Origin of the sequence: Microbacterium sp. p3-SID336, from assembly GCF_025143365.1 — a bacterium.
Lineage (GTDB): Bacteria > Actinomycetota > Actinomycetes > Actinomycetales > Microbacteriaceae > Microbacterium.
This window is the reverse complement of sequence record NZ_JALXPE010000089.1, coordinates 1-10,891: the sequence shown is the minus strand read 5'-3', so window position 1 is coordinate 10,891 and position 10,891 is coordinate 1. Positions and strand designations below refer to the sequence as shown.

9 protein-coding genes are annotated in these 10,891 nt (G+C 69.8%); 6 read left to right on the top strand and 3 right to left on the bottom strand.

From position 1 onward, the window contains the following. The coding region (lpdA, locus tag M3C17_RS18090; protein WP_259979441.1) for a dihydrolipoyl dehydrogenase at positions 1-1,397 on the bottom strand (1,397 nt) is incomplete at its 3' end. A 9-nt stretch (positions 1,398-1,406) separates the two neighbouring features. Beyond that, positions 1,407-2,054 carry a copper resistance protein CopC gene (locus tag M3C17_RS18085; protein WP_259979440.1) on the bottom strand — a complete coding sequence of 216 codons (648 nt, stop codon included), beginning with the start codon at positions 2,052-2,054 and terminating at the stop codon, positions 1,407-1,409. Between the two features lie 101 nt (positions 2,055-2,155). Between M3C17_RS18085 and M3C17_RS18080 the strand changes: the two genes are divergently transcribed. The 3 genes from M3C17_RS18080 to M3C17_RS18070 all read left to right on the top strand — a co-directional run bounded on the left by M3C17_RS18080 (position 2,156) and on the right by M3C17_RS18070 (position 3,969). Beyond that, complete coding sequence (locus M3C17_RS18080) at positions 2,156-2,638, top strand: FHA domain-containing protein (protein ID WP_259979439.1); 483 nt, start codon at positions 2,156-2,158, stop codon at positions 2,636-2,638. Continuing rightward, positions 2,638-3,324 carry a MerR family transcriptional regulator gene (locus M3C17_RS18075; RefSeq protein WP_259979438.1) on the top strand — a complete coding sequence of 229 codons (687 nt, stop codon included), beginning with the start codon at positions 2,638-2,640 and terminating at the stop codon, positions 3,322-3,324. Before M3C17_RS18080 ends, M3C17_RS18075 begins: the two co-directional genes overlap by 1 nt. A gap of 99 nt (positions 3,325-3,423) precedes the next feature. Beyond that, a complete protein-coding gene (locus tag M3C17_RS18070; RefSeq protein WP_311198458.1) occupies positions 3,424-3,969 on the top strand; it encodes a MerR family transcriptional regulator in 546 nt (181 codons plus the stop codon). 72 nt (positions 3,970-4,041) lie between these two features. Here the strand turns inward: M3C17_RS18070 and M3C17_RS18065 are convergent, their stop codons facing one another. After that, entirely contained in the window at positions 4,042-4,854 is an 813-nt protein-coding gene (locus M3C17_RS18065; protein WP_259979437.1) for a ParA family protein, read from the bottom strand. 92 nt (positions 4,855-4,946) lie between these two features. On the opposite strand from M3C17_RS18065, the gene M3C17_RS18060 reads away from it, so the two are divergent. The 3 genes from M3C17_RS18060 to M3C17_RS18050 form a co-directional block, all read left to right on the top strand. Next, positions 4,947-8,354 (top strand): pyruvate carboxylase, encoded by a 3,408-nt coding sequence (locus tag M3C17_RS18060; RefSeq protein WP_259979436.1) that lies wholly within the window; start codon positions 4,947-4,949, stop codon positions 8,352-8,354. 64 nt (positions 8,355-8,418) lie between these two features. Then, entirely contained in the window at positions 8,419-10,428 is a 2,010-nt protein-coding gene (locus M3C17_RS18795; RefSeq protein ID WP_311198457.1) for an AAA family ATPase, read from the top strand. Continuing rightward, positions 10,428-10,891, top strand: a 464-nt coding sequence (locus M3C17_RS18050; protein WP_259979435.1) for a peptide deformylase, incomplete at its 3' end; no start/stop codon positions are given. The genes M3C17_RS18795 and M3C17_RS18050, both read left to right, overlap by 1 nt.

Sequence of the window (10,891 nt, the reverse complement as noted above, 5' to 3'; positions counted from 1 at the left end):
CAGAAGTTGATCATGTGGCCGGCGAGGCCGTGGAAGCCCTCCTGCAGCGCCTCCGACAGGGTCGGGTGCGTGTGCACGTTGCGTGCCAGCTCGAGGGCCGTGAGGTCCCACTTCTGCGCGAGGGTCAGCTCCGGCAGCAGCTCGGACACGTCGGGGCCGATCATGTGGGCCCCGATGAGCTCCAGGTGCTCGGCGTCGGCGATGAGCTTGACGAAGCCGACGGGCTCGCCGAGGCCGTGCGCCTTGCCGTTGGCCATGAACGGGAAGGTCGCGACCTTGATCTCGCGCCCCTCGTCCTTCGCCTGCTGCTCGGTGAGTCCGAACGACGCCACCTGCGGCGAGCAGAAGGTCGCCCGCGGCATCATGCGGTAGTCGCCCAGCGTCATTGTCTCCGCCTTGCCGATGGTCTCGGCGGCGACCACACCCTGCGCCTCCGCGACGTGGGCGAGCTGCAGCTTGGCGGTCACGTCGCCGATGGCGTAGATGCCCTCGACGTTGGTGCGCATGTGGTCGTCGATGTCGATGGCGCCGCGCTCGGTCAGCTTCACGCCCGTCTTGTCGAGCCCGAAGCCCTCGACGTTCGGAGCGAAGCCGACCGACATGAGCACCTTGCCGGCCTCGATCGACGACTGCTGGCCGTCCTTGCCCGTGTACGTGACGGTGACGGACGAGCCGTTGTCGACCACGGACTCGACCTTGGTCGAGGTGAGGATGTCGACGCCGTAGTTCTTGTACTGCTTGGTGATCTCCTTCGAGACGTCGGCGTCCTCGTTGGGAAGCGCGCGGTCGAGGAACTCGATGATCGTGACCTTCACGCCGTAGTTCGTCATGACGTAGGCGAACTCCATGCCGATGGCGCCGGCGCCGACGATGACGATCGACTCGGGGAGCTCACGGGAGAGGATCTGCTCCTCGTAGGTCACGACATTGTCGCTGAGCTGCACGCCGGGGAGCAGCCGCACCTTCGAGCCGGTGGCGATGATCACGTTGTCGAATGTGACCTCTTCGGTGGAGCCGTCCGACTTCGCGACGGAGATGGCCTTCGGGCCGGTGAAGGTGCCGCGGCCGTCGTACTCGGTCACCTTGTTCTTCTTCATGAGGAAGTGGATGCCCTTGACGCGACCGTCCGCGACGACCCGGCTGCGGTCGAACGCCTTGCCGTAGTCGATCGTGAAGTCACCGGAGATGCCGAAGAAGTCGGCCTTGTGCTTCAGGGTGTGCGCGAGCTCCGCGTTCTTCAGGAGGGCCTTGGAGGGGATGCAGCCGACGTTGAGGCACACACCGCCCCAGTACTTCTCCTCGATGATCGCGGTGGACAGGCCGAGCTGTGCGCTGCGAACCGCAGCGACGTATCCGCCAGGACCTGCACCAAGGATGACGACGTCGTAGTGTGGCATGCCTTAAGCCTATCGCTCGGACGGGGCGTCGGAACCGGCCGGCGGGGTGCCGTGGCGACCGCGCATGACGAGCCAGATGACCACGGCGATGACCACGAGCGCGCCGATGATCGCGAGGATCCAGATCCAGGCCGAGCCGTCGGCGGAGTCGCTCGGCTCGGGGGCGGGGGTGGCGGTGACCTCGGGCGTCGCCGTCTGCTCGGTCGTCGGGACCGCGTTCGGGCTGGTGGACGGCTCCGTCGTCGCCGCGGCCTCGTCACCCGTCGTCACGGTGAAGGAGAATTCGCCCGACGTGGCGTGCCCGTCGCTGGAGACGACCTTCCACACCACGCCGTACTCACCGGCGGGACCGGATCCGCGCAGCGGCTGCGTGACGACGGCTCCCTCCACGGTCGGTGCGCCCTCGGCGACGTTCGTGCCGTCGGGAGCGGTGACGACGACCTCGGTGGCCCCCTCGCCGTCGATCAGCTTGGCGCTGAAGGTGAGAGTAAGGTCGGACGGCACGGTCTCGACCGAGCTGTCCGCCGCCGGCGACGACGAGACGAGGGCGTCGTGGGCCGAGGCCGAGAGAGGCGAGACGAGCACGAGGAAGGCGGCGAGGAGTGCTCCCGCGAGGGCGATCGGGGTGGCGGGACGGCGCAGGGCTTTGGTCTTCACGAGTCCAGCCTATGAATCACCGGTATGCAGGGGCTGAGTGCCGAGGCGGGCCTCCCGCCAGGCCCTCCGCATCGGTTAGTCTGGACAGTCAGGAGGGCACAGTGACAGACAGCGACAGCCGACCGGCCGGTGAAGCCGCCATCCATCGCTCCGGCGACCAGAAGCACGATGTGACGCAGACGTTCGGACATGACTCCGACCTCTCCTTCGTGCCGTTCGGCGTGGAGCTGACAGATGTCGAGCAGTCGGCCATCGCGGCGCTGCCGTCCGGGTCCGCGCTGCTGCTCGTCCGGTCGGGAGCGCTCGCCGGAGCCCGGTATCTCCTCGACACCGACGTGACCACGGTGGGGCGCCACCCCGAGGCCGACATCTTCTTCGACGACGTCACGGTCTCCCGTCGTCACGCGGAGATCACCCGCAACGGCACGTCCTTCGAGATCATCGACCAGCGCTCGCTCAACGGCACCTATGTGAACGGGGAGCGTGTCGACCGCAGCCCCCTCGCCGACGGATCCGAGCTGCGCGTCGGCAAGTTCCGGCTGAACTTCTTCGCCTCGCCCCTCGATCGCGCGGCGAACGCCTGATGGCGGTGACCTCCGCCCGCGAACGCTCGGCGTCCGCGGGCCTGCTGAGTATCGGTCAGGTGCTCGCCCGTCTCACGCCCGAGTTCCCCGACCTGACCTCCAGCAAGCTGCGTTTCCTCGAGGTGCAGGGCATCGTCCGCCCGTCCCGCACGGAGTCCGGCTACCGCAAGTTCTCCGCGGCCGACATCGAGCGACTGCGGCTCGGGCTCACCCTGCAGCGCGACCACTATCTTCCGCTGAGCGTGATCCGCGAGCAGCTCGACGAGGCGGAGGCCTCCGGTGACGCGGCCTCTCTCGCGCCGCCGCCCTCCATCGCACCCGCCCCGCGCCGCTACCGGCGCGACGAGCTGCTGGCGGCCGCCGGCGCCGGTCCGCAGCTGCTCAACGACGCGATCAGCACCGGCGTGATCACGGCTCAGGAGAGCTACCCCGAGTCCACGGTGGCGCTGCTGCGCGGGCTCGTCGCGCTCGACAGGCACGGCATCGAACCGCGCCACCTTCGCTCGCTGCGACAGGGAGCCGAGCGCGAGGTGTCCCTCATCGAGTCGGCGCTGTCGACGCTTTTGCGGCGCACCGACGCCGCATCGCGCGCACGAGCGAACGAGCTGGCCCCCGAACTCGCGACGAGGATCGACGATGTGCGATCGCTGTTCGTGAAGGATGCGCTGTCCCGCATCCTTTCGTAACGAACTGATTGCGACACACCTTCGGCGTCATCCGGATGTCGTTGCCGGTGCCGGGGCACTGCTCTACCGTGGAGATAACCGTTCCAGGGAGGATTTCAGATGAATGCGGATGAGCTCGCAGGCGACCCGCGGTTCGTGCCCGAACTCCTCTTCACCGACGGTCTTCCGGCCATGGACGACGAGGTCGGGTACCGCGGTGCGGTCGCCGCTCGTGCGGCCGGGATCACCTACCGCCAGCTCGACTACTGGGCCCGCACCGAGCTCGTCGTCCCGACGGTTCGCGGCGCGAACGGCTCCGGGTCGCAGCGTCTCTACGGCTTCCGCGACATCCTCGTCCTCAAGCTCGTGAAGAGCCTTCTCGACACGGGCATCTCGCTGCAGCAGATCCGCACCGCCGTGGAGGAGCTCCGCCGTGCCGGCATCAGAGACCTCGCCGGCACCACGCTCATGAGCGACGGAGCCTCTGTCTACCTGTGCACGTCGAACGACGAGGTGATCGACCTGGTCAGCCGCGGGCAGGGCGTCTTCGGCATCGCCGTGGGCAAGGTCCTCCGTGAGGTGGAGTCGACGCTCGTCGCCTTCGACGCCACCGCGCCCGACCCGGTGGACGAGCTGTCCGCCCGTCGCGCCAAGCGCTCCGCCTGACCAGAGGCCGCCTCCCGGCCCACATGCAGAACGGCCACCCTCGACGAGGATGGCCGTTTCTTGTGCGTGGTGTCAGCTCTGCGGACCGTTCTCCGGCACGGGGATGCGTCCGGTGCGGATGATCCGGTCGAGCAGCTGGTCGAAGTCGGCGGCGAGTTCCTGCGCGGAGTCACCGGGCCAGATGTGCAGCGGCTTCGCGGCGCCCTGCGCCTGCTGCAGCGACGTGCGCTCGGGGAGCTGAGGGGACAGCGCGAGCGGGCCGAACATGTCGCGGAGCTCCTTGATGCGGAACTGGTGCTCGATCGACTGGGGGCGCACGCGGTTGACGACGATCCCGAGCGGCTGGAGCCGGGGGGAGAGACCGCGGCGGATCTCCTCGATGGCACGCAGCGCACGGTCGGCGGCGGCGACGGAGAACAGGCCGGGCTCGGTCACGACCATGACGCGGTCGCTCGCGGCCCACGCGGTGCGCGTCAGGGCGTTGAGGGAGGGGGCGCAGTCGATGAGTACGAGGTCATAGTCGGCCTCGACCGCTGCCAGCGCCTCCTCGAGCTTCCAGACGTCGCGCACGCTCGGGTGGGGTCCGTCGAAGTTGATGGCCGACGGGCTACCGATCATCACGTCGATGGTGCCGGGGTGGACCTTGGCCCAGCCGCTGGAGGTGATCGCCTGCCGGACGGTCTTCTCCTTGGGGTTCGCCAGGACGTCGGCGACATTGAGTCGTCCTGCCACCTGGATGTCCATCCCCGTGGAGACGTCGGACTGCGGATCGAGGTCGACGACGAGAGTCCGGACGCCCCGGGCGAAAGCCGCGGAGGCCAGCCCGAGTGTCACGGTCGTCTTGCCGACGCCCCCCTTGAGAGAGCTGACGCTGAGTACGTGCACGGACACCACGTTACCTTCCCCTAGGCTGGGGGAACACTCAGCCCCGCCCCATGCGCGCGCTTTCGCCGTGCATCGAGCTCTCAGAGGTGTGCATGTTCCGAAAGATCCTTGTGGCCAATCGCGGCGAGATCGCGATCCGAGCATTCCGAGCGGCTGTCGAAGTGGGGGCGCGCACCGTCGCCGTCTTCCCGCACGAGGATCGCGGCTCGGTGCATCGGCTGAAGGCCGACGAGGCGTACGAGATCGGCGAGCGGGGGCACCCCGTCCGTGCGTACCTGGACGTCGACGAGATCATCCGCGTCGCTCTGGAGTCCGGAGCAGACGCCATCTACCCGGGCTACGGCTTCCTCTCGGAGAACCCGGAGCTCGCGGAGAAGGCGGCCGCGAACGGCATCGTCTTCATCGGCCCGCCGGCGAAGGTGCTGGAGATGGCCGGGAACAAGGTCGAGGCCAAGCGGCACGCCATCGAGGCGGGGGTGCCGGTGCTCCGCTCGACCGAGGCCTCGGACGACGTCGACGAGCTGCTGGCGCAGGCCGAGGAGATCGGCTTCCCGCTGTTCGCGAAGGCCGTCGCGGGGGGTGGCGGGCGCGGCATGCGGCGCGTCGAGTCGCTCGGAGACCTGGCACCCGCTCTCGCCGAGGCGATGCGCGAGGCCGGCAGCGCCTTCGGGGATCCGCGCATGTTCCTGGAGCAGGCGGTGGTGCGCCCGCGGCACATCGAGGTGCAGATCCTCGCCGACAAGACCGGGGAGACCGTGCACCTGTTCGAGCGCGACTGCTCGGTGCAGCGGCGGCACCAGAAGGTGGTGGAGATCGCGCCGGCGCCGAACCTGGACGACGACATCCGCGATGCACTGCACGGCTACGCGGTCGCGTTCGCCCGGTCGATCGGGTACGAGAACGCCGGAACCGTCGAGTTCCTGCTGGAGACGGCGGGGGAGCGCACGGGCGAGGTGGTGTTCATCGAGATGAACCCGCGCATCCAGGTGGAGCACACCGTGACGGAGGAGGTCACCGACGTCGACCTCGTGCAGAGCCAGATGCGGATCGCCGCCGGGATGTCCCTCGCCGAGCTGGGACTGCAGCAGGAGAACCTGCACCTGCGCGGCGCTGCGCTGCAGTGCCGCATCACGACCGAGGATCCGACCCAGGGGTTCCGCCCCGACACTGGGAAGATCACCACCTACCGCTCGCCCGGCGGCGCGGGGATCCGGCTCGACGGCGGAACCGTGCACCAGGGTGCGCAGATCAGCCCGCACTTCGACTCCATGCTCGCGAAGCTCACCTGCCGCGGCAGGGACTTCCCGGCGGCCGTCGCCCGCGCGCGCCGCGCGCTGGCGGAGTTCCGCATCCGCGGCGTCTCCACGAACATCCCGTTCCTGCAGGCGCTGCTCGACGACGAGGCGTTCATCGCGGGAGACGTCAGCACCTCGTTCATCGACGAGCGTCCCGAGCTGCTGCGCGGCCGGGCGTCGAAGGATCGCGGCACCAAGATCCTGAACTGGCTCGTCGACGTCACTGTCAACAAGCCGCACGGCGCTCACCCCGGCGTCATCGACCCGGTGGAGAAGCTCCCCGCGGTCGATCTCACGACGGCGCCGGCTCCGGGCTCGCGCCAGCGGCTGCGGGAGCTCGGACCCGAGGGCTTCGCCCGCAGCCTCCGGGAGCAGACGGCGCTGGCGATCACCGACACCACCTTCCGCGACGCGCATCAGTCGCTCCTCGCCACCCGGGTGCGGACGAAGGACCTCGTCGCCGCGGCTCCCTACCTCGCCCGGCTCACACCGGAGCTGCTCTCCGTCGAGGCCTGGGGCGGCGCGACCTACGACGTGGCACTGCGATTCCTGGGGGAGGACCCGTGGGAGCGGCTCGACAAGCTGCGCGCCGCGCTGCCGAACGTGGCGATCCAGATGCTGCTGCGCGGGCGGAACACCGTGGGATACACGCCGTATCCGACCGCGGTGACCCAGGCGTTCGTGGCCGAAGCCGCTGCGGGCGGCGTGGACATCTTCCGTATCTTCGACGCGCTCAACGACGTCGAGCAGATGCGCCCGGCGATCGAGGCGGTGCGCAGCACCGGCACCGCGGTCGCCGAGGTCGCCCTGTGCTACACCGGCGACCTGCTCGACCCGGCGGAGCAGCTCTACACACTCGACTACTACCTGGGTCTGGCGGATCAGATCGTCTCCGCGGGAGCGCACATCCTCGCGATCAAGGACATGGCGGGTCTGCTGCGTCCCGCCGCGGCGGCGAAGCTGGTGTCGGCACTGCGCGAGCGCTTCGACCTTCCCGTGCATCTGCACACGCACGACACCCCGGGTGGACAGCTCGCCACGCTCCTCGCGGCCAGCGCCGCAGGGGTGGATGCCGTCGATGCCGCGTCCGCGCCGCTCTCCGGCACCACGAGCCAGCCGTCGCTGTCCTCTCTCGTGGCCGCGCTCGCGCACACGGACCGCGACAGCGGCATCTCGCTGTCCGCCGTGTCGGACCTCGAACCGTACTGGGAGGCGGTGCGCCGTCAGTACGCGCCGTTCGAGTCCGGTCTTCCCGGACCCACGGGTCGGGTGTACCACCACGAGATCCCCGGCGGTCAGCTGTCCAACCTGAGGCAGCAGGCGAAGGCGCTCGGTCTCGCCGACGACTTCGAGCTCATCGAGGACATGTATGCGGCCGCTGATCGCATCCTGGGTCGCGTGCCGAAGGTGACGCCGTCGTCGAAGGTGGTCGGCGACCTCGCGCTGCATCTCGCTGCGGTGAAGGCCGACCCCGCGGACTTCGAGGCCAACCCGGAGAAGTACGACGTGCCCGACTCGGTCGTGGGCTTCATGGCCGGCGAGCTCGGCGATCTGCCGGGCGGCTGGCCGGAGCCGTTCCGCTCCAAGGTGCTCGCCGGCCGGTCTGTGCGATCGGGGCTCACCGCCCTCACGGCGGAGGACGAGGCAGACCTCGCCGGCACGAGCGCGCAGCGGCGGGCACGGCTCAACCGGCTGCTCTTCCCGGCGCCGACAGCGGAGTTCCAGGAGCGACGCGAGCTCTTCGGCGACCTCTCCGTGCTCGACACCAGCGACTACCTCTACGGCCTGGTCACCGGTCAGGAGCACCTCATCGAGATCGACCGCGGTGTGCAGCTCTACGTGGGGCTGGAGGCGATCGGCGATGCCGATGACAAGGGCATGCGGACGGTCATGACCACGCTCAACGGGCAGCTTCGTCCGGTGTTCGTCCGCGATCGCTCGGTGTCCGTCGAGGCGCACGAGGTCGAGAAGGCGGACACCTCCGTCCCCGGTCAGGTGGCGGCGCCGTTCTCGGGCGTCGTGACGCTGAAAGCCGAGGTCGGGGCTGCCGTCCGTGCGGGTGAGGCGGTCGCCTCGATCGAGGCGATGAAGATGGAAGCGGCCATCACCTCTCCCGTGGATGGCGTCGTCGAACGGCTCGCGATCGCCGAGACGCAGCAGGTGGACGCCGGAGATCTTTTGGTCGTGATCCGCCCGGCGCACTAATCTTGTGCGGGCGAGGCCGCGCACCGCGTGCGCACCCGAGGCCCGCGCAGGCTGGGAGTGACACGTGACCACGAAGAAGAGCGACGACCCTGACGACTCCCCACTGGGGGTGCTGGACGACGCCGCGTCCGTCGACACGGCGGGCATCGGCATCCTCGGCGGGACCGCGCAGGTGCGAGTGACGCTGCCGATCGAAGAGGACGACGATCTGTCGGACGACGAGGTTGTGGACGGCGAGGTCGTCGGCGACCTCGTGATCGAGGACCTCGTGCTTCCGGCGCCGGCCGTCGCGCGACCGGCGGTGACCGTTGTCGAGTCCGTCGAGTCCGTCGAGTCCGTTGAGTCCGTTGGGGCGGTCGAGGCGACCGAGGCGGTTCAGGGCGAGCCCGACATCCGCGAGCGGCCCGTCGCCTCGGAGACGGTCGCGGCATCCGACGAGCGAGCCACCCCGGTCGGGGCCGAGTCCGTCGGCGATGTCAGCGACGTCGATCCAGTTCAGGTCGACGCCGTGGCTGCCGATTCCGTGGAGGACTCCGCGGTCCCGCATCGCCCCGCGACGGGCGACCCTGTCGAGATCGAACCCGTGCGGCCCGACGCCGCGGCGGGCGTCGCCGCCGAGCATGACTCCGTCGATGCGGCGCGGGGCGGCTCCGTTGACGTCGGCTCCGCCGCAGTCACGACGGAGGACGAAGCCCTCCCTGTCTCCGCGGTCGAGGATGGCGCTGCCGACGCGGACTCGCTCGAGGTCGTCCCGACCGAGGAGGGCGCGACCGGGGATGACACGGTCGTCGCCGTGATGGTCGAGGAGGGGGCCGAGGCCGAGGAACCGCCCGCGCGGCGCCTGACCATCGAGGTGCGCGACGCCGACCGCATCGACGAACCGCCGTCGCCAGGAGGAGACCCGGCGGCGCGCGAGGCGGACGAGGCGGCTGCGGCCGCGCGGTTCCTCGCCAAGGCGGACGCCGATGCGGCTGCCGTCTCCGCCCTCACCCCTCGGGGATCCGCTCGGAAGGAGAACCCCATGTCCACTCCCGACGACAAGTCCGTCGTCTCGCAGCCTGCCCGTACCGCCCCGCGGACGGACGTGACCCTCACCTCGAAGCGCCTCGGCGAGCTCGGGGAGTCCGCGCGGGAGTCCGCGGATCTGCTCACCGCGGACCGCCTTCTCGACCCGCAGCGGTTCAGCAAGCCGGAGCCGGAGGGTGGCTGGAGCCACTTCCTGTACACGGTGTCCGGCCGCCGCATCAACATCGGCGACGGTCGCCGCGCTCGCGAGCGCAAGGCCCTCACGGCGCGGATCGCGGCACCCCTCGTGGGCGGGGCACGCTTCGTGCCCGTGCTGTCGCGCAAGGGCGGCGTGGGGAAGACCACGATCACCGCCCTGCTGGGGATGGCGTTGGCGGATGCCCGCGAGGACAGGGTGATCGCCGTCGACGCGAACCCGGACCGCGGAACGCTCGCCGATCGCGTCGTGCGGCCCCACCACAGCCGGTCCGTCCGAGATCTGGTCCGCATCCGCGATGAGGTGCGTGGCTATCACGACATCTCGGCGATCGTCGCTCGCGATGCCACCCGGCTGGACGTGCTCGCCTCCGACGCGGATCCGCGTGTGGCGGAGGCGTTCAGCGACAGCGACTACCGCGACGTCGCCACGGTGGCAGCGCACTATTACTCCCTCGTGCTCACCGACACCGGAACCGGCATCGTCCACTCGGTGATGTCCGCGACGCTCGACCTGTCGGATCAGCTCGTGATCGTCTCGGGACTGAGCGTCGACGAAGCACGCCTGGCTTCTGAGACCCTGACCTGGCTCGAGACGAACGGCTACACGGAGCAGGCGCGCGATGCGATCGTCGTGCTCAACCAGTCCACCCCCGGCACCCCGCTGGTGCGCCTCAACGAGCTGCAGGCGCACTTCGCGACCCGGGTGCGCAGTGTCGTGCGGGTGCCCTACGACCCGCAGATCGCGGGCGGCGGGACCATCGTGTTCGCGAACCTGCTTCCCGAGACCCGCACAGCCGCGCGCGAGCTCGCCGCGCTGCTGGTCGAGGGCCTCCGGGCGAAGGTGGCCTGATGGCGGTCCGTGAGATCCGTATCTTCGGCGACCCGGTGCTGCGGACGGTGTGCGCGCCGATCGACGCGATCGACGACGGTGTCCGCGCTCTCGTCGCCGACCTCGTCGACACGGTCGAGCTCCCCGGGCGAGCAGGGGTCGCGGCGCCGCAGATCGGTGTCGCGCTCCGTGCCTTCAGCTACAACATCGACGGCGACATCGGCTATGTGCTCAACCCCGTGCTGACCGAGGTACGCGGCGAGCCGGAGCCGACGGGGGAGGGCTGTCTGTCCGTCCCCGGCCTCTGGCACGACGCGCTGCGTCACCCGTGGGCCCGGGTGGAGGGCATCGACCTCGACGGTGCTCCGGTGATGCTCGAGGGCGATGGGCTGCTCGCACAGGCGCTGCAGCACGAGACCGATCACCTGGACGGCAAGCTCTTCCTCTCCCGGCTCGATGCCGAGACCCGCAAGACCGCGATGCG

Excerpts from the sequence above, each read along its gene's own strand:
- M3C17_RS18075 (WP_259979438.1), top strand. The coding sequence starts at position 2,638 with ATGGCGGTGACCTCCGCCCGCGAACGCTCGGCGTCCGCGGGCCTGCTG.
- M3C17_RS18070 (WP_311198458.1), top strand. The coding sequence starts at position 3,424 with ATGAATGCGGATGAGCTCGCAGGCGACCCGCGGTTCGTGCCCGAACTC.
- M3C17_RS18060 (WP_259979436.1), top strand. The coding sequence starts at position 4,947 with ATGTTCCGAAAGATCCTTGTGGCCAATCGCGGCGAGATCGCGATCCGA.